This window comes from Pseudoruminococcus sp. (assembly GCF_047012705.1).
Taxonomy (GTDB): Bacteria; Bacillota; Clostridia; order Oscillospirales; family Acutalibacteraceae; genus Pseudoruminococcus.
This window is the reverse complement of the sequence record NZ_JBKXNW010000008.1, coordinates 33904-53392: the sequence shown is the minus strand read 5'-3', so window position 1 is coordinate 53392 and position 19489 is coordinate 33904. Positions and strand designations below refer to the sequence as shown.

Below are 19489 nucleotides of genomic sequence, written 5' to 3'. Positions count from 1 at the left end.
TTTTATGAGATATAAATATCTGAAAAAATTTATAGCAATGCTTATGTTATGTGCATTTGCAATAAGCTTTTCGGTTATAGGTGTTAATGCATCCGATACAAAGCTTGGCTCAATAACTGTTGAAGTAAACGAGGTTACTCAAGGTATAAATTTAAAACTGATTGATGTTGCAGATTATGTCAACGGAAGCTATATAATGAATGACAATTTTAAAGATTGCAAAGTTTCTTTTGATGGCTGGGAAGATACAAGTATAGCTAAGAAAATTAGTTACACACTTGAAGAATATGCAAAAAACAATAATATTTCTGGCATTGTAACTGATATTCAGTCTGATGGAAAGGCATATTTTAAAAATCTTTCAGCAGATAAATTATATCTTATAATTCAGCCTGATGAAGATGATGAATATATAATTCAACCGTCAATAACAATTATGCCTTATATGAGCGATAATAAAAAGATATACGACATCAATATGAAGGCAAAATTTGCAGAGAATGAAATTTTTAGTCAGTCAGCAGTAATTTTGAATAAGCGCGGCGATAATGCAGAGCCTCTTGCTGGAGCAACTTTCAGCTTTCAAAGCAAAACCTATTATAATGATTCCGAAAATATTCCCGATAATGTCGAGAAAGGCTCAGATTCAAAGGGCAATTACTATTGGAAATCTTACGGTTCAGATTTGACTACAAATGCACAAGGACAGATAGTCATTAAGAGGCTTCCATTCGGAACATATCGTTTTATAGAAACTCAAGCTCCAACTGGATATATACTTGATTCAAATCCGCGTGAATTTACATTATCAAGCCACGGTTCAGTTAAGCTCGAAAATACTCGCTATGTTCGCAGAGCAGGTAATATTGTAGAATTAACTGTTGTTAATTCTAAAGAGGATATAGAAAGCTCAGTTCCGTCTACACCAACACCGCCTGTAAAAACTTCTGATGACTCAAATAATACACCATATATATTTATGTTCTGTATTGCAGGTTTGCTTGTTTTTGCAACAATTAAGAGCTACTCTTTAAGAAAGAATAATAAATAAAAATAAAACGCTTCCGTATAAATTTGCGGAAGCGTTTTTTACAAGAATAGATAACAATTCTATTGTATAAAAAGAATATTTGCTATTTATTTTACATATTAATTTAGTTATATTATATAGGGGGAGATGTAATGGCGAATAATATTTTTGATTATATGTTTTGGCGTGGCGATTTATCCTTTAGTGAAAGGGAATTTAATGATGTAGATGGAGTTATTCTTGCAAGATTGTCTTACTTGCCGTTTGAGCTTATAATGAAACAAAATTCGAATAAAGAAATAACAATCGCAGAAATGGCAAAAAAATTGATAGCCTATCCAAATATAGAAAATATAGTCATACAAAAAGAGGATATTCAATTTTTAAATGAACTTTTAAATAGTAGGCGTTTTAATAGTATGAAACTGTTTGCTTATGTCAATAAAATTGACGAGAAAACGCAGACGCAATTTTCTGCTATTACAATAAGAATTAACGAAAGTGAGCTTTATATATCTTTCCGAGGAACAGACAATACGCTTATAGGTTGGAAAGAAGATTTCAATATGGGCTTTGTTTTTCCAGTGCCCGCACAAGAATTAGCTGTTGATTATATAGAAAAAATCGCATCAGAGCATAGTGAAAATATGCTTGTTGGCGGACACTCAAAGGGAGGAAATCTCGCAGTTTACTCTGCAGCGTTTTGTAGCGAGACTGTTCAAAATAGAATAGAAATCGTTTATAATTTTGATGGACCAGGTTTTGATGAAAAAGTTTTGCAAAAAGAAGGCTATAAGAGAATTTGCGATAAAGTTAATACATTTGTGCCACAATCATCTGTTGTAGGAATGTTGCTTGGTCACGAAGAAAGATATATTATTGTACATAGCACACAACTTGGGCTTTTACAGCACGACCTTTATTCTTGGAGTGTGCAGATAGATAGTTTTATTTGTCTTGAGGCTGTCGATAATACAAGTATATTCATTGATTATACGCTCAAAGCGTGGATTGCAAATTTAGATTATAAACAACGTGAAAAATTTGTTGATACTATGTATACAATTCTTACAAAGACAAATGCCAATACTGTAAAAGAGCTTGAAGGCAATCTTTTTATGAATGCAATAACTATGCTTAAATCAATCAAGGACCTTGATGAACCTACACGCAAGGCATTAACTCAAGTTTTTATGTCGCTTTTAAAGAGTACAAGAGTAGGACTATTGCAGGTTGTCATAAACAAAGACCTTATTGTTAAATGATGTAGGTTGTTAGTTTATAGTAGCTTTAAGTTAATTGAGAATATAGAGATTTTGCTTATAGAAAGCAATTTTTCATTTTCACCATAGCTTGATATTCACAGGGAACTTCCTAAGAAAAACATTCCACTAGAATATTTTTATACCTTCCTAAGCTTTGAGAGGTATAAAATGTTTCGCCGCCTGTGGACGGCAACCAAAGGCTTGACCTAAATTTTAAATGTCTTAAAGAAATTGTTTAACAAATCGTAGGGGCGAACTATGTTCACCCATTCGGTAGTTTAGACCTCTGTGTGGGTAAACTTCATATACTCACTACGAGCGAGACTTGTCGAGCGATTCCTCATCTTGGGAGCGGCGGCTCGTCGCCTTGAACTAACTTTTAAGTATCTTAGAAAATTTGATGAAACTTTTAACTTTTGTTAAATAAAAAAATAAACAAAATTTATCCTATAAAATGTTGATTTATCTTCAAAAATGTATTAAAATAGGGTAAAATTCATTTGGATTGGAGAAAAATTTTATGTATAAAAATTACCTTTTTGACCTTTATGGAACATTAGTAGATATTCATACAGACGAGGGCAAAAAAAGCCTTTGGCGTGGTTTTAAGAATCTTCTTGCTATGTATGGTGCAAAATATAAAACAAAGGAACTTCAAAGTAAGTATAATGAACTTTGCGAAAAGGCAAAAAAGGCTGTTCCAGCAACAAAGTATACAGATGAGCCGGAGCCGGAACTTCTTGATGTTTTCAAGGGGCTTGTAACTGAAAAGGGAGCAGAATGCAGCGATGAATTAGCTGCATTTTTAGCTGCTTCATTTCGTGCAATGTCATTAAAGTATATTAAGCTCTATGATGGTGCTTTAGATTTACTTCGCTCTTTAAAAGAAGCAGGCGGAAAAGTTTATTTACTTTCCAATGCACAAAGTTCATTCACAAAGCCAGAATTAAAACTTCTCGGAATTTATGATGAATTTGACGGTATAGTAATTTCTTCAGATGAGGGTTGCAAAAAGCCTGATGTAAAGTTCTACCAAACAATTCTCAAACGCTATAAACTAAAGAAATCAGAAACAATTATGATTGGCAACGATTACATAACCGATATAAAAGGTTCGCACGATGCGGGACTTGCTTCCCTCTATATTCACACAAATATATCGCCTGAAATTGAAGGTGAACTTCTTGCTGATTATAAGGTTATGGACGGTAGTCTTAAAAAAGCCAAAAAGCTTTTACTTAAATAATATGTCCGTTTTGGAGGATTCATTATTATGAATATACTCATAATTGGTTGTGGAAATTTAGGTTCTGTTCTTGCAAACGAGTTTGATAGAAATGGCCACGATGTTTCTGTTGTTGACGAAAATCCTGATAGAATACATCTTCTGCACGAAGATTTTGACGGGCTTTTTGTAACAGGCATAGCTATGGATATGGATGTTCTGCGTGATGCAGGTGTAGAAAGTTGCGATGCCGTTGCAGTAGTAACATCAGACGACAACCTCAATATAACGGTTTCACAGATTGTAAAGAAATTTTTCGGAGTAGAGAATGTTATTACCCGAATAACTAATTCCTATCGTGAAAATGCCTTCAAAAATAAATTTGGTCTGAAAACGATATGTCAAACCAACATTTCAGCTAATGCTATTTACTCTGCCATTATTGGTGGAGGAGATAACATCAATATTGCTGATAATTCCAATTTTATGATTGATTCAATCAAGGTTGACGATAAATATGTAGGCAGAGCAATTTCAGCCTTGCCATTAAAAGATGGTGCGTCATTGTTTGGAATCAAGCGTAAAAGCGGAAAAGTGCTTATTTATGACCTGATGTCAAATATAGAGGTTGAGTCAGGAGATACAGCTCTATATATCAGAGAAGGATAATTTCAGTACGAAAGGAAAAAAGCTATGAAGGTTATAATTGCAGGTGGCGGAAGACTTGGTTATAGCTTGGCAAGAAATTTGATTGACCGAAGATATGATGTATCGGTTATTGAAATTTCAAAACAAGCAAGCGAAAAAGTAGCAAACGAACTTCAGATAGAAGTTGTCTGCGGAGATGCCACAAATATAGAAACACTTAATTCTTTAGATTTCAACGATGTAGATTGCTTTATAGCAGTTACAGGTCGTGACCAGGATAATATAGTAGCCTCACAGCTTGCCAAAAATGAGTTGAAAATTCCAAAAGTTATAGCTCGTGCAAATAATCCAAGAAATCTTGAGGCTATGAGAAAGCTTGATATTGATATAGTTGTTAGTAGTACAGAAATAATAACCAAGATGATAGAACAAGAGGTCGTAAATGCTGGCGCTCAACTTCTTGCAACCTTGAATAGAGGAAAAGCTGCAATATTGTCATTTACTTTGCCGGAAAATTCAGCACTTGACGGCTATGCAATCAAAGATATAAAAATGCCGGCATCATCTCTTATAGTATCTGTTGTGAGGGGAGAACAGTTATATATTCCACGAGGAGATACAGTAATTCATTCAAAAGATGAGATAGTAATATTCTGTGGTGATGATTCGCAGAAATCAGTTAAAAAACTGTGGACTGCCATAAAATAAAGTAAGTGTGTTGACATAGATAAAGAAACTGTCAATTAGCTAACAAACTTTCCTAAGACAATTAAAAGTTTTGCTCAAGCTTTTTCAAAAGCTTGCAGGGTCGAGGGACGGAGTCCCTCGTGGGTTTTAAGGGCAAAGCCCTTAACATTCCTTTCTTTCAAGGGCGGACGTAGTCCGCCCTAATCGGTAGTTCATTGGTAATTTCTGCATTAGCTACCATAAAACTTATATTAGAATAATATAAACTTTATAGTATATTATTTATAGTAGGAATTTCCAGATCTCTGAAATGCTCAAGTTCATTTTCAATACGCTTACATTCTGCATAAAATTCAGGAAGTTCGCCGCTTTTCAGATAGCTTTCTGCGACAGCGATATTTTCGCAGATTTCGTCAGGCTTTTCATGAGAAATAAATATCAGCATAGATTCAACATTGCTTTCCCAAAGCTCTTTAAGCTTTTTAATTGTTTGGATAGCTTCTTTTTCATTACCGTCAGTCATTTGTTGCTGTGCTGTTTTTAAGTGTTCAGAAGCGCGTTGAGCTTCTTTTGTATTCAGCGTAAATTCAAAAGTGCATAATACTGCTACAATAAAAATCAAAATAATTGCTATAAATAATCGTTTCAAATCTTACGCTCCTTTTCAATAATTTTATATTCGCCTTGTCTGTTGGCAATCATAAGGAAAACATCGTTTAATTCGGTGTTTTCCTTTTTTAGTGTGTCAAAAAGCCAATCTCTGCTAAGACCACATATTTTGAGAGAACATTTTGAAATTTCTCCGTCACTTATTACAACAGCCTCAAGCCCTTTATCATCTGGTTTTATTCCAAGCTCCTTAGCGGTAGGTACATCCTTTTCAGGCTTTTTAAGAACACTCAGTTTGCCGTTTGTTTCTACAATAGCAAATCCTACATCTTCAATGTTAAAAATACCCTGTTGTCTAAGTTCCTCAGATAAATCTTCCGTACTCATTCTAAGTCGGTGCATTTCGCCCTGATTGATTTTGCCGTCAGAGATTATAACAATAGGCTTTCCGCAGATGATTCTGCGAAAACCGGCTCGTTTAAGCATAAGGAGAGATATTATAATTTCACAGACGATAAGAATAAGAATAGGCACAATACCGCTCAAAAGACTTTGTTCAGTATTTTGCATAGGAATTGCAGCAATATCAGAAATCAGAAGCGTAACTACAAGTTCGCTTGTCTGTAATTCTCCAATCTGTCGTTTTCCCATAATCCTTATCGCAAGAATAATCACTATATAAAGTAGAATAGTTCGTATAACAGAAATAATCATAATTCAACACCTTTCACTTCAAGTTATATTGTATCAATAATTTGTGGAATAATTCGCAAAAAATTCCTCAAAATAAAAACAGGTTAAGGACTTTGCCCTAAATTTTAAGTAGAGACAAACTGTTTTCGCCCGTTCGGTAGCTCATTGGAAATTTAGTCAACTGCGTCAACAATCTTTCCTAATTCATTACGAGCGAGGCTTGCTGCAGGTCGTCACCTGACGCAATTCCGCGTCTTGAGAGCGGCGGCTCGCCGCTTGAGTATAACAATATGAGGTGATATTGTGTATCGTTTTATAAACGAGCTGAAAAATATATATCAAAAACCAGAACCCAAAAAGAAAGAAGAAAAAACAACACCACTCTCTAAATCTTTAGATGAGAATACTGCAATTCTCGAAAAACGCTTTGATAAGAGTGCTGACCTAACAATTCATAAAATGACTTTGAATGGTATCCGCTTTGGAGTAATCACAATAGAGGGTATGGTTAATAAGGAAATTCTTGCCTTGGGCGTAATAAGGCCAGTTTCGAATGAAAGCTATGACTGTACTCCGGAAGAGGCTTTCAGAAAAATTTCCGATACTGTTCTCTGTACTTCCGAGCAGATAGAAATTGCAACTATTGAAGATGTAGACAAATTCATTATGTCAGGTTTTGCGGTAGTTGCTGTTGACGGTTACGCAAAAATGCTTGCACTCGGCATACAAGGCTTTAGCTTTAGAAGTGTTTCCGAACCGGATTCCGATGTAGTGCAAAGAGGTTCCAAAGAGGGCTTTGTAGAACCGCTAAGAATAAATATGTCGCTCATTCGCCGAAGAATGAAAACTCCAAAAATGAAATTTGAAACAATGACAATCGGCAGTGAGAGCAAAACCGATATTTGCCTTTGCTATATGACAGATATAGTTTCTCCGAGTATTTTGCGAAAACTAAAAAAGCGTCTTAATTCAATAAATCTTAAAACGGTTATGGCATCAGGTTATATTGCGCCTTATCTTGAGCAGAAGGGTGATTTTTCATTTTTCAGTGGAGTTGGAATTTCCGAACGCCCCGATACAGTTTGTGGAAAAATCTCCGAAGGAAGAATTGCGATATTAGTTGATGGAACACCCTCAGCCCTGATAGTTCCGTTTTTGTTTGTAGAATATTTTCAAACGCTCGATGATTATTCTAATCGTGCATATTTTGCGACATTTACTCGTTGGCTTAAGTATATAGCATTTTTCATAGCAATAATGCTTCCCGGAGTATATGTTGCAGTAGGTTCGTTTCACCCTGAATTATTCCCGTCACAGCTTTTAGGAAAAATTGCAGGTTCAATAGCAGCAACGCCTATGCCACTCGGTGTAGAAACAATAGTAATTCATTTTGTCTATGAAATAATGCGAGAAGCCGGTTTGCGTATGCCACAGCCCTTAGGACACGCAGTAAGTATAGTCGGAGCATTGGTAATAGGAGAAACCGCTGTAAATGCAGGCTTAATCGGAGCGCCTACACTTATGGTCGTAGCCCTGACAGCGATATGTTCATATGTAATTCCGAGCCTTTATGCCCCGACAGCAGTTTTGAGGTTTTTATTTATAATAGCCGGTTCATTTCTCGGAATATGGGGAGTAATGCTTTTATTCTGTATGGTGCTTGTAAATATCTGCGGAAAGAAAAGCTTTGATGTTCCTTATACAGCACCGGTTTCTCCGTTCAGTATGACAGCTATGCGAGATGTATTTGTGAGAGCGGGTTGGAAATTACTTTCAAAATCCACCTCAACTATTCAGAGTATGCCCGGCACAGAAATTCAAGGAAGTGATGACGATGACGACTAACAGAGGAATGATAACAGCAGGACAGCTTTTTGTATTGCTGTTCATAAGCCGAGCAATCGTAACAATAACATATAGCCCCGAATTATCTTCGGATGATGATATGTGGAATCACTTGCTTTCGGCGATGTTCGCTTTTCCGCTTTCATTGATAATGCTTATTCCAACACTTCTCTTGTGGAAGCTGAATCGTGATATGTCTGTTTTGGAATATGGCGAAGATATTTTCAAAAGGCTTTCAATTATAATTTCGCTGTTTTATGCAGTATATTTTATAATGGTTTGCGGTTACGGAATTGCACTTTATAATAAATTCGTTTCTCTTGGAGTTAATGGAGAAGCACCTGTTTTTGCGGTAGCTGTAGCTGTTTTGGTGGCATCTTGCTATGGTGCATTTAAGGGAGTTGAGGCAATCGCTCGTGCGTCAGGACTTATTCTGATAGGACTTATCGCAACCGTTCTTATTTTGATTTTTGCTCTTACACCATCTATCGATACTGAAAATTACCGTACGATTTTATCAACAAGTTACACTTCAACCTATAATGGCACAATTCTTATGCTTTCAAGAATGTCCTGCATACCTGCGATAGCGGTTTTATATCCTATAGTTAAAGGAAATATCGCAAAGGGTAGTGTGCTTTGGTGTAGTTCAATTTTCATCTTGGTAATGATTTCAATAATTCTTGTAACAGGTTCGCTTGGAGATTACCTCAAGAATAGCGTATTCCCGGTTTATCAGGCGGCAAAAACTGTAAATATCGGTTTTTTACAAAGGCTGGACGCATTATTCATAGGATTGTGGACGGCAGGTCTATTCTGCCGACTTTCTCTCTTTTTGTATCTTTTTGCCTTGTGCGTAGGTAAGGCTTTTGGCAAGAGAGCGTCACGCTTTGCAATTATAGTCGGAGGAGCAGCAATTTTAATATTCGGGACGGTGACAGCAGATATGGGATTTACAAGCTTTATCTTTAACATCAATTTCTGGTTGTGGTTTACTCTTATTTCAGCGGTATTTATACCAACATTTTTACTGATATGTTATGCAGTAAAATCAAGTGGAAAGAAAAATAAAACTCGCAAAAAGAGCGGAGCAAAGGCTCTTATTTTAACAATAGGAATAGGTTTGACTGTTCTTACATGTTCAGGTTGTATGAGTAGGGCAGAGCTTAACGAAAAAGTCATAGTAGAGGGTATAGGCATAGATAAAGAAAATGATAAATATACACTTACAGCTATGGTATTAAATATCGAGAGTACAGAAGAAGCCTTACCACCAAATATAGTTTCTGCATCAGGAAGTTCTGTTGCAGAATGTTTTGATAATATTTCACGCAATACAGGAAGACAAGTTATGCTTAGCAGTAATCGTTTTATAGCTATGAATAAAGTAGCCGCCAAGGTTGCTGATGAAGTTCTTTCATACTTTAATAATAGCTTTGAGGCAAGACCTGATGCTTTTATTTATGTAACAGAGGGAAATACCGCAAATATGTTAAGTAACGAAAAGGTTCTTGATACAATGACTGCCGAAGATATTGCTATGATTGGCGGAGATTATTCAGACGGTACAGTCAAAGCTTGTGAATATAAAGAATATAAAGCGTCAGATAATAGCGGAATTTATGACATTTCTGTTCCTATACTAACGCTTGATGAAAGCAAAGCACGAATAATTCCTGACGGTGTAGCTTTATTTCGTAAGGGAAAGATGAGCGGAACGCTTACAACAAACGAATCTATAATTCTTAATATTCTTTCAGATAATGTAAGTGGTGCGGTCATTTCTCTTGATGACGATAAAAAAACGCCTATAAAGATAGTTTCAGCGAAGTCCGAAAATAACATTAGCCATAATAAAGATATATTTAATTATTCAAAAAATCTCGAAGTATCTCTTGAACTTCCCGAGGGTAGTAATTCGCAAAACGAAAAACTCCTCGAACAAGTCGAGAAGTTTCTTAAAAAATCGTGTTATGAAACTGCCGAAAAAGCCATAAAAACTTATAGTAGCGATATTCTTAGAATAGGGAAAAAGGCACAAAACGGTTTTTATTATGATTTTGAAAAAATCAAAGATTGGCACGAGACATTAAAATCTGTAAAGCTTGATTTTTCGGTTAAAGCAAATTTTGTACGCTCATAGATATAATATCAAGTCTCTTTTCGTCTAAATATGTGTTTTATTCTTTCATTGTTTTTCTGAATATCACCGAGATAGAAAGAAACGATAAATCCCAAAATTAAAAACAATATTGAAATTGCCGAAGTAGTATTCAAGCTTAATACACAGCTTTCGTTTAGAACGCTTGGAATAATGGAGATAAACAATCCAAATATTATTGAGAATGTAGCTGTATAGAAATTTTTAACCAAGACATTCATTATAAATGAAATTAAAAAAGCGCCGATAAGTAAGCCAAATCCGGCAGGAATCAATACTCTGAAATTTAAATTTGCAAGCGAGCTGACATATAGTTCATATAAACCAAATGTAGATAATATTACTGCACTGTCAACGCCTGGAACTATAGATGAAGCTGCAACAGCCACTCCCAATAATACAGCCTGTAAAAAGTTCGGATTTTTTATTTGAGGAAAAGCACCACTGTTCAGTGAAAAAAGTGTAATGCCTACACAAGCCGCCGCAACTATAAATATATAGTATTTTTTTGAAAACCCATTCTTTTTAACTTCTTTAAAGAATAATGGAATTGTGCCAAGAACAAGACCAAGGAAAGTAAAGCGAGTCTGCATTTCAAAATTATTTAAGAAAAAATCGACTACCTTGCTAAAAATCAATACACCAATTCCAAATCCAATTATTAATGGAATTAGAAAAATAACATTTTTCTTAAAGTTCTTAAAAAGAGTGCTTATGGCATTGAGAGTTTTTTGATACAATCCGAAAATAACAAGCAATACACTTCCGCTCAAGCCCGGAGCAATACCACCTATTCCGACAATTATTCCCTTTAATAGAGTTTTCATAGTCAACCTCGCAATCAATATTATAACTATTGGGCAGTTTTGATATATTATATAATATTATAGGTCTAATATACAATAAGATATTTAAAATGCTTTTATAAATTTAGTAAAATTTCAGTAAAATAAATAAATTTGAGTTTATACAATATATAGAAAAATAATTTTCACATAAGGCAATATTTTCTTTTGTCGTTAGCAGATGAAAAAATCTTTGTTATATTATTATTTACTTATGTTGTAAATAATTCCGAACAAAATAAAACAGCTCACAAATCAATTTATAGATTTGCAAGCTGCTTAATATAAGCTGTTTTAAATTATTATTCTTCAGAATCTTTTTCTTCAAGTAAATTGGTCATACTCTTTAAGCTAATTCCCAATGTTGATATATTGTGAAATAGAGCAGATGTTGTCGGAGGAATTATACCGCTTACACCGAGAATAATCAGCATAAGATTGAACGAAACAATAAAGCGATAATTTCTGTGTATTCTTGCCATAAGTGCTTCGCTTAATTTTCTCAAAGTAACAATTTCAAAGAGATTTTCGGAAGCGATGGTTATATCGGCAATTTCCTTGGCAATAGCCGCACCGGTATTTATTGCAATACCTGCATCAGCCTCAGAAAGTGCCGGAGAATCGTTGACTCCATCACCAATCATAATAACCTTTCTGCCTTTTGCTTTTTCATTTCTTATGAAATCAGCTTTATCTTCAGGTAGAACTTCAGCATAATATTCATCTACGCCAACAATCTTGGCAACTGCTTTAGCAGTCTTTTTGTTGTCGCCTGTCATCATTACAACTTTGGATATACCACACTTATGCAAAGCAGCAATAGCGTCCTTTGCCTCTGAACGAAGTGGGTCATATATGCATATTACAGCAGCAAGCTCACCCGAAATGCAAAGGTAAAGGTGGGAGTATTCAGGAGAAAGTGAGTGGAATTTTTCCTCATCGCCCTCAGGAATAGAACAGCCCTCGTCCTCAAATACGAAATGATAACTTCCTATAATAACCTTCTTATCATTTACAGCACTTGAAATTCCATGTGCAACAACATATTTAACTTCAGAGTGATATTCCTCGTGTGAAAGACCGCGCTTTTTAGCCTCATCAACAACAGCATTCGCCATAGAATGAGGATAATGTTCTTCAAGACAAGCAGCAAGACGAAGCATTTCGTCCTCAGTATGATTACCAAAGGTAACTACCTTTGCAACCTTTGGAGTAGCATAGGTAAGAGTACCGGTCTTGTCAAAAACAACCGTATCAGCGTTTGCGACAGCTTCAAGAAAGCGTCCGCCCTTTACAGAAATGTTGTAGTCGTTGCTTTCACGCATTGCAGATAATACTGCAATAGGCATAGCAAGCTTTAATGCACAAGAGAAATCAACCATAAGAATAGCCATAGCTTTTGTGACATTTCTTGTGAGTAGGTAAGTTAGAATTGTTCCTCCGAGCATATATGGAACAAGCTTGTCTGCAAGAGAAGAAGCCTTATCTTCGGCTGCGGATTTGAGCTTTTCAGATTCCTCAATCATACGAACGATTCTGTCATACTTACCGCTGCCGGAAGCCTTATCTACGCAGATTACACATTCGCCTTCCTCGGCGACAGTTCCGGCATAAACATAACTGCCTACTGTTTTAACAACCGGCAAAGATTCACCTGTCATAGATGACTGATTAACAGTGGCCTCTCCGCTTATAACCTTACCATCAAGCGGAATCATATTTCCTGTTCTTACAACAATCTTATCTCCTGCCTGTATATCTCCGATAGGAACAAGCACTTCGCAAGTATCAGTTTTGAGCCATACCTTGTCAACATTCAACGACATTGTACTTGCAAGGTCAGCGACAGATTTTTTATGAGTCCAATCTTCCAATATTTCGCCAAGATTAAGCATAAACATTACGGAAGAAGCAGTGCTGAAATCTCCTCGTATAATGGAAACCGAAACGGCTGTTGCATCAAGAACCGAAACCGAAAGCTTGCGGTTCAGTAAAGCTTTCAAGCCCTTCTTAATATACTTAATAGAGCGGAAAAGTGTGATGGCGGTTTTTATTGGTGCTGGCAGAAAAAGCTTTGTTACCATATGAGATACGGTAGAAAAAACAAGTCTATCTTCAAAATCTCTGTGAAGTTGTCTTGAGGTATGCTCAGGAACAAGCTCAAGAGCCTCTGCGGCTTTAAAAGAAAATTCTGCCAAAGCACGAATAATATTTTTTCGCTCAGTTTTATAGAGTATAATTGCGTCTTGGGTTCGGTCGTATACCTTAACACTTGTAACGCCTTCAATATTACGCATATAATATTCAAGAATATCAGCGTCATGAAGTGTCATACGGCTGCACATAAGATGTACACGAATACGGCCACGAGATTCATGCAATATTTTACATTTCATTATTTTGCCTCCAGATAAAAAGAAAGAGCCGACTAAAAGGACGGCTCTTTTAAATTATGCGATAGATGCATAAAAATTATTGAAAATTATTCTTCAACTTTTGTTTCTGTTTCAGCAGTAGCCTCAGCAGGAGCGTCCTCGTTATTTTCTGTTGATTCATCAGAAACTACATCTTCAGAAGCGGCATCTTCGATAGCTTCTTCTTTTGCGGCACGCTGTTCATTGATTTCCTTAGCGTCTGCAAGAATATCATCAGCATTTTCCTTAATAGTAGTAACTGTTGTCATAACGCTCTCCTTAGCACGAAGAACAGCAGCAGTTGTATGTGTGTATGCTTTCTTTGCGTCTTTGCTGCTTAAAAGCTTGATACCAGCAGTTCCGAATAGAACACCAGCAGCAAAAAGACCTAATTTAGCGAATTTCATAATCGAAACCTCCTATTAATTTTTGTTATATTCGCATATAAAAGCCAGAATAAAAATATGATATTCAGCATAAAAATTGCCATAATCATAATTCTGTGTGGAAATATAATATCACAAAATTCGACAATATTCAAGGTTTTGTAAAAACTTTTTAAAAAATTCAAAAATTTTTCGTATTTGTATGTAAGAAATAGATATAAAATCAGTGTTTAGATTTTTTCTTCATAGCCGATTCATAAGCGGCTATAAATTGCTTTGCCATATTATCGCTCGGAATATCATTTCTTGAACGCCTTACAACATTCTTGATAATTCTTTTTCCGTCAACATCAAGAGATGAAAGCTGTTTCATTCTGTCGCCAAACTCTGAGGCTTTTTCATAGGTAAAACCGTTTACGCCTTCTTTAACAAATTCTTGCGTATATTTATCACGTTTCAGAAGTACAGGCAAGCCACAAGCTATTGCTTCAAGTACAGACATAGACATCAGACCTGTCGTCGCAGCACTTACATATACATTACTTGCAGCATAATATTCAGGCATAAGTGAGTGTGGAATTTCACCGGTAAATGTAACCTGACTTTCAATTTTCAGATATTTAGTCCAATCCTTGAGAGAATCTATTTCAGTTCCGTCACCTACAATCATAAGGTGCATATTATCTCTTACACTTATGAACTGAGCCCATTCTTGCAAAAGGTATTCAACACTCTTATCAGTATCAAGTCTGCCGGCAAACATTGCAAGGGTAACATCAGGTGAAATGTTATATTTTTCGCGAAGCTTTTGAATACTTTCAGGTGTAGTATTCTGATAATTAAAAGAACTTATATCTGTATCAGATGGAATAACCTTTATATGTTTATCCTTTCTGCCGGATGAAGCGAGATATTCGTGAGCGCGACCGCTTGATGCAGTAATAACATCACAGTTATCGACCATATCAAGAAGACGGCTTTTTTCTACCATAGTGCCAATTTTAAGTTTAATTTTTGAATTTTCGTAAAAGAATCTATCCTCATAATAATCCTGAATAGAATATACCGTAGGTATACCAAGCCTATGAGCAATCGAAAGACCAAGCTTACCCATTGCCGTATCAGTATTTATATGAATAATATCAGGATTAAATTCAAGAATTTTTTTAAGCATTGTCTGGTTATTTGGATTTTTCAGCGACATACCATATTTGTTATTTGCAGATTTCGCAGGACAGCGAAGTATGCCGTCCTCAAAGGTTGTTGAAGAAACATCAGTAGACGAAGTAACAACAAGAACTTCATGACCAAGCGATATAAGGCTCTTTCTAAGAACGCTTATAAAGCTTGATATTCCGCTGAGGTACGGAAGATATATTTCACTGAAAATTGCAATTTTCACAAAAATCACCTATTTCCGAAATTTAATAATTGGATTTATTATTTTAGTATCTTTTTTGACATATATAATATATTTATAAAAATTTATTCTTATATAATTATATCATATGGACTGCTTTTTTCAAGTATTATTAAAGAAAAGCAGAATTGTTGTTATTTTTGACGAACAAAAAATATTCAAGATGAGTATAATATTTTTTGTTTTTAAATTGCCATATATCAGCATTAAAACTGGAAACAAAAAACGATTGCACAAAGTTTGAACTATGTTATAATAAATTTGCATTCAGAAAAAACCAGGAGGATTATATAATGATTCGTAGAATTATACAGATTGATGAAGAAAAATGTAATGGCTGTGGAGCTTGTGCAAAAGCGTGTCATGAAAATGCCATTGGTATGGTAAATGGCAAGGCAAAGCTTTTGCGTGACGATTATTGCGATGGACTCGGCGATTGTTTGCCAACCTGTCCAACAGGAGCAATTACATTTATAGAGCGAGAAGCCGCCGAATATGATGCTGCCGCAGTTGAGGCAAATAAAAAAAATCTGAGCAACAAAACCAAACTCCACATATGGGAGGTTGTCCAGGAAGCCGTATAGCAAGCTTTAATAAGCGTGATGTTTCGGTTGAGAATGTTTCATCAACATTTGTCAGTTCACAGCTCCGTCAATGGCCTGTTCAGATTAAACTCGCACCGATTAACGCACCATATTTTAATGAAGCAAATCTACTTATTGCCGCAGACTGTTCAGCATATGCTTATGGAAATTTCCATAATGATTTTATGCTTGGAAAGGTAACACTCATAGGTTGTCCAAAGCTTGATTCCGTAGATTATTCAGAAAAACTTACTGAAATTATCAGAAATAATGTTATATCAAGTATAACAGTTGTGAGAATGGAAGTACCATGTTGCGGAGGAATAGAATACGCAGTTAAAACAGCTATCAAAAATAGTGGTAAAGATGTGCCATGTCAGGTAGTAACACTTTCCATTGACGGCAATCGTTGTACTTACTAATTAGCTAACCAACTTCCCAAAAGACACTTTAGCGGTCGCACTTCCCAAAGACAGCCAAAAGTTTTGCTCAAGGCGGCGAGCCGCCGCTCCCAAGACGCGGAATCGCTCGGCTTTGCCTCGTTCGGTGTGGATAAAAGAAATTTGTTGACGCGGTCGGGGAAACTACCGGGGGGCGAACACAGTTCGCCCATACAATTAGCTGATATACTTATCTAAGACAGATAAAAGTTTTGCTCAAGCTTTTTTAAAAGCTTGCGGATTCCAAAGGCGGAGCCTTTGGTGGGTTTTAAGGGCGAAGCCCTTAACATTCTTTGCTCCTATTAGCGGTGGACTTTGTCCGCCGCTAATTTCTTTTGTCAGTAACATTAGTCAAAAATTACGGACAAAGTCCGCAATTAGATAGCAAGAAAAGTTAAGGGCGTTGCCCTTAAGCGGCGAGCCGCCGCACCCAAGACGCAGAATCGGTTTTGCAAGCAAAACCTCGACATTCGCAATAGAAGTTTGTTGATGCGGTCGAAGAAATTTCCAATGGACTACCTAGAGGGCGGACTCCGTCCCTCAACCCTGCAAGCCTTTAAAAAGGCTTGACCTAAACTTTAAGTGTCTTAGAGAAGTCTGTAAATATAGAAAAATGAGTTCGGTAAAATTCCGAACTCATTTTTGTTAGCTGTTTAAATTTAATTATTTAATCTTATTTCTAAGATTTTTTGTTGCAGTAACCAAATTTTTAAGGCTTGCAGTTGTTTCAATTTCGCCTCTTGTTTTAAGCCCACAGTCAGGATTTACCCAAAGCTTGTCAATGCTGATTTTTTCGAGCATTTTCTCAATAGCATTTTCAATTTCCTCAACAGATGGAACTCTTGGAGAATGAATATCATAAACACCGGGTCCGACTTCTGTCTTGAAGTTGTTTTCTTTGAGAGAATCGAGTATAAGCAAGTCAGAACGAGAAGCTTCAAAGGTGATAACATCAGCATCCATTTGGTCGATTGCAGGAATAATATCAGTAAATTCACTGTAACACATATGTGTATGAATCTGAGTTTCAGCCTTTACGCCACTGTGAACAAGTCTGAAAGCCGGAATAGCCCAGTCGAGATATTCACAGTACCAGTCGGATTTACGCAAAGGAAGCTTTTCACGAAGAGCAGCCTCGTCTATTTGAATTACCTTTATTCCGTTTGCCTCTAAGTCCAAAACCTCATCACGAATTGCGAGGGCAATTTGATAAGTGCTTTCCTTGATAGATATATCTTCACGAGGGAAAGACCAGTTAAGTATAGTAACAGGTCCGGTAAGCATACCTTTTACAGGTTTATCTGTAAGGCTTTGTGCATATACAGACCATTCAACAGTCATTGCTTTAGGACGAGAAACATCGCCCCAGATAATAGGTGGTTTTACACAGCGTGTGCCATAAGACTGTACCCAAGCTTTTTCAGTAAAGAGATAGCCGTTAAGCTGTTCGCCGAAATACTCAACCATATCATTTCTTTCAAATTCGCCATGAACAAGTACATCAAGTCCGATTTCCTCTTGCAAAGAAATGCACTCAGCAATCTTTTTACGGTTAAACTCGTTATATTCGCTTTCGGAGATATTTCCCTTCTTGAAAGCGGAACGGTTTGCCTTAACATCAGCAGTCTGAGGGAAAGAACCTATTGTAGTTGTAGGGAGAACAGGAAGTCCAAATTCCTTTTTCTGAATTTTTTCTCTTTCGTTAAATTCAGGAAGTCTTGTAAAATCTTTTTTCTGAATACCGGCAACTCTTTTTTGAACAGCGCCATCATAGCAATTAGTTCTGTTTTCAAAAAGCTTGCAGTTATCAATATATGCAGCCTCATTCTCAAAATTATTCTTGTCTGCAAGAACTTTAAGCTCAGCAAGCTCAACAAGCTTTTCTTCTGCAAAAGAGAAATGACTTGTATATTCAGCAGAAAGCTTAGTTTCATTTTTAAGTGTATAAGGAACATGAAGTAGGGAACAGGAGCTGCTTATAACAGTGTTTATATCCTTTGCTTTAAGTTCGGAAAGAAGTGCGAGTGTTTTCTTATAATTGTTTTTCCAGATATTCTTGCCATTTACAACGCCTGCGAATAAAAGCTTATCCTTAGGGAAACCGTTTTTCTCGATAAGTTCAAGAGTTTTCTTGCCCTCGATGAAGTCAAGACCTATGCCATCAAAATCAAGAGCAGTAAGCTGATTATAAATGTCACGAACATCGCCGAAATAAGTTTGAAGTAAAAGCTTTACAGACTTTTTATTGCTGATAATTCCACTGTATAGCTTGTTAAAGAGTGCAATATCTTCTTCGCTTAAATCGTGAACGAGATAAGGCTCATCAAATTGTACCCATTCTGCATCAAGCTTTGAAAATTCAGCAAGTAAATCAAAATAAGCCTTGATAATATCCTCGCAGAAATCTTCAGCTTGCTTTGAACCAGTATATCTGAGTAACTTTAATAAAGTAAATGCACCTACAACAACAGGCTTTGTCTTAACTCCGAGAGTATTAGCTTCATTAAATTGCTCAAAAGGCTTTGTGCCGGTAAGCTTAACTTCTGTTGTATCTTCAATTTCAGGAACCATATAATGGTAGTTTGTATTGAAGCATTTTTTCATAGCTAAAGCCTTAACATCGCCGTTTTCGCCCTGATAACCTCTTGCCATTGCAAAATAGGTATCAAGCTCGGAAAGATTAAGATTCTTATAGCGTTCAGGAATAATATTAAAAAGTACAGCTGTATCAAGTGTGCAATCGTAGAATGAGAAATCGTTTGATGGAATAAAATCAAGACCGCTGTTTTTCAAAGTAGTCCATTGGGTTTGTCTGATATTTTTAGCTGTTTGTTGAAGTTCGCAAGCTGAAATTTCGCCTCTGAAATATTTTTCTGTTGCGAATTTAAGTTCTCTAAGAGTACCAACTCTCGGAAATCCGATTATAGATGTAAGCATATATCTTTTCTCCTTCTTTAAAATAATATTTTTATCTTGTTGTTTATTTTACTATTACAAAAAGAAATTGTAAAATATCAAAAAATATCGCTTTGATATAGCTTTAGGTTATATCAAATTAAAAGTTTCGCTCGAGCCTTTTCAAAGGCTCGTAGGTCAAGGGCAACGCCCTTGTCGCTCTCCGCAGAGAGCGAAATACTTTATGCTCTAAAAGCGCAGGAGGGTAGAAAAACATTCCGGTGGAATGTTTTTCGTAGGGAACCCTCGCAGGGGGTTCCCTGTAAGACTAATGTTACTAAC

14 protein-coding genes and 1 pseudogene are annotated in these 19489 nt (G+C 36.1%); 8 read left to right on the top strand and 7 right to left on the bottom strand.

Features of this window, described 5'->3' with window-relative positions; translation table 11 throughout:
* Positions 1-4 precede the first annotated feature (4 nt).
* The 5 genes from ACLU24_RS09045 (at position 5) to ACLU24_RS09025 (ending at position 4876) form a co-directional block, all read left to right on the top strand.
* Positions 5-1051, top strand: a complete 1047-nt coding sequence (locus tag ACLU24_RS09045) for a prealbumin-like fold domain-containing protein (protein ID WP_412612100.1) — start codon at positions 5-7, stop codon at positions 1049-1051.
* Between the two features lie 131 nt (positions 1052-1182).
* Positions 1183-2295: a DUF2974 domain-containing protein gene (locus ACLU24_RS09040; protein WP_412612097.1), complete on the top strand. Its 1113-nt coding sequence runs from the start codon at positions 1183-1185 to the stop codon at positions 2293-2295.
* 520 nt (positions 2296-2815) lie between these two features.
* Positions 2816-3541 carry an HAD family hydrolase gene (locus tag ACLU24_RS09035; protein ID WP_412612094.1) on the top strand — a complete coding sequence of 242 codons (726 nt, stop codon included), beginning with the start codon at positions 2816-2818 and terminating at the stop codon, positions 3539-3541.
* Between the two features lie 27 nt (positions 3542-3568).
* Entirely contained in the window at positions 3569-4189 is a 621-nt protein-coding gene (locus tag ACLU24_RS09030) for a potassium channel family protein (protein WP_412612091.1), read from the top strand.
* Between the two features lie 24 nt (positions 4190-4213).
* Positions 4214-4876: a potassium channel family protein gene (locus tag ACLU24_RS09025; protein ID WP_412612089.1), complete on the top strand. Its 663-nt coding sequence runs from the start codon at positions 4214-4216 to the stop codon at positions 4874-4876.
* A 247-nt stretch (positions 4877-5123) separates the two neighbouring features.
* Here the strand turns inward: ACLU24_RS09025 and ACLU24_RS09020 are convergent, their stop codons facing one another.
* Positions 5124-5504 (bottom strand): DUF4363 family protein, encoded by a 381-nt coding sequence (locus tag ACLU24_RS09020; RefSeq protein WP_412612086.1) that lies wholly within the window; start codon positions 5502-5504, stop codon positions 5124-5126.
* The gene (locus ACLU24_RS09015; protein WP_412612084.1) at positions 5501-6178 is read right to left on the bottom strand and encodes a DUF421 domain-containing protein; all 678 of its coding nucleotides are present in this window, start codon (positions 6176-6178) and stop codon (positions 5501-5503) included. Before ACLU24_RS09015 ends, ACLU24_RS09020 begins: the two co-directional genes overlap by 4 nt.
* 282 nt (positions 6179-6460) lie before the next feature.
* Here ACLU24_RS09015 and ACLU24_RS09010 point away from each other — a divergent pair, with 282 nt between their 5' ends.
* The gene (locus ACLU24_RS09010) at positions 6461-8002 is read left to right on the top strand and encodes a spore germination protein (protein ID WP_412612081.1); all 1542 of its coding nucleotides are present in this window, start codon (positions 6461-6463) and stop codon (positions 8000-8002) included.
* A complete protein-coding gene (locus tag ACLU24_RS09005) occupies positions 7992-10145 on the top strand; it encodes a GerAB/ArcD/ProY family transporter (RefSeq protein ID WP_412612079.1) in 2154 nt (717 codons plus the stop codon). Before ACLU24_RS09010 ends, ACLU24_RS09005 begins: the two co-directional genes overlap by 11 nt.
* Before the next feature lie 8 nt (positions 10146-10153).
* Here the strand turns inward: ACLU24_RS09005 and ACLU24_RS09000 are convergent, their stop codons facing one another.
* From ACLU24_RS09000 to ACLU24_RS08985, 4 genes are all read right to left on the bottom strand, one after another.
* Entirely contained in the window at positions 10154-10990 is an 837-nt protein-coding gene (locus tag ACLU24_RS09000; RefSeq protein WP_412612077.1) for a DUF368 domain-containing protein, read from the bottom strand.
* A gap of 320 nt (positions 10991-11310) precedes the next feature.
* Positions 11311-13404, bottom strand: coding sequence for a heavy metal translocating P-type ATPase (locus tag ACLU24_RS08995; RefSeq protein WP_412612074.1), 2094 nt, complete (start codon positions 13402-13404; stop codon positions 11311-11313).
* An 86-nt stretch (positions 13405-13490) separates the two neighbouring features.
* Entirely contained in the window at positions 13491-13829 is a 339-nt protein-coding gene (locus ACLU24_RS08990; protein ID WP_022264686.1) for a DUF6110 family protein, read from the bottom strand.
* A 202-nt stretch (positions 13830-14031) separates the two neighbouring features.
* Positions 14032-15210: a glycosyltransferase gene (locus ACLU24_RS08985; protein ID WP_412612071.1), complete on the bottom strand. Its 1179-nt coding sequence runs from the start codon at positions 15208-15210 to the stop codon at positions 14032-14034.
* 311 nt (positions 15211-15521) lie between these two features.
* On the opposite strand from ACLU24_RS08985, the pseudogene ACLU24_RS08980 reads away from it, so the two are divergent.
* Positions 15522-16234: pseudogene (locus tag ACLU24_RS08980) on the top strand (ATP-binding protein).
* Between the two features lie 681 nt (positions 16235-16915).
* Here the strand turns inward: ACLU24_RS08980 and metE are convergent.
* The gene (gene metE, locus ACLU24_RS08975) at positions 16916-19189 is read right to left on the bottom strand and encodes a 5-methyltetrahydropteroyltriglutamate--homocysteine S-methyltransferase (protein ID WP_412612069.1); all 2274 of its coding nucleotides are present in this window, start codon (positions 19187-19189) and stop codon (positions 16916-16918) included.
* Between the last annotated feature and the right edge of the window lie 300 nt (positions 19190-19489).

What these genes read in the sequence shown, in the direction of transcription:
- ACLU24_RS08995 (WP_412612074.1), bottom strand. Translation starts at nt 13,404, where the DNA reads ATGAAATGTAAAATATTGCATGAATCTCGTGGCCGTATTCGTGTACAT.
- ACLU24_RS09000 (WP_412612077.1), bottom strand. Translation starts at nt 10,990, where the DNA reads ATGAAAACTCTATTAAAGGGAATAATTGTCGGAATAGGTGGTATTGCT.
- ACLU24_RS09005 (WP_412612079.1), top strand. Translation starts at nt 7,992, where the DNA reads ATGACGACTAACAGAGGAATGATAACAGCAGGACAGCTTTTTGTATTG.
- ACLU24_RS09025 (WP_412612089.1), top strand. Translation starts at nt 4,214, where the DNA reads ATGAAGGTTATAATTGCAGGTGGCGGAAGACTTGGTTATAGCTTGGCA.
- ACLU24_RS09045 (WP_412612100.1), top strand. Translation starts at nt 5, where the DNA reads ATGAGATATAAATATCTGAAAAAATTTATAGCAATGCTTATGTTATGT.
- ACLU24_RS08990 (WP_022264686.1), bottom strand. Translation starts at nt 13,829, where the DNA reads ATGAAATTCGCTAAATTAGGTCTTTTTGCTGCTGGTGTTCTATTCGGA.
- ACLU24_RS09015 (WP_412612084.1), bottom strand. Translation starts at nt 6,178, where the DNA reads ATGATTATTTCTGTTATACGAACTATTCTACTTTATATAGTGATTATT.
- ACLU24_RS09035 (WP_412612094.1), top strand. Translation starts at nt 2,816, where the DNA reads ATGTATAAAAATTACCTTTTTGACCTTTATGGAACATTAGTAGATATT.
- ACLU24_RS09040 (WP_412612097.1), top strand. Translation starts at nt 1,183, where the DNA reads ATGGCGAATAATATTTTTGATTATATGTTTTGGCGTGGCGATTTATCC.
- ACLU24_RS09030 (WP_412612091.1), top strand. Translation starts at nt 3,569, where the DNA reads ATGAATATACTCATAATTGGTTGTGGAAATTTAGGTTCTGTTCTTGCA.
- metE (WP_412612069.1), bottom strand. Translation starts at nt 19,189, where the DNA reads ATGCTTACATCTATAATCGGATTTCCGAGAGTTGGTACTCTTAGAGAA.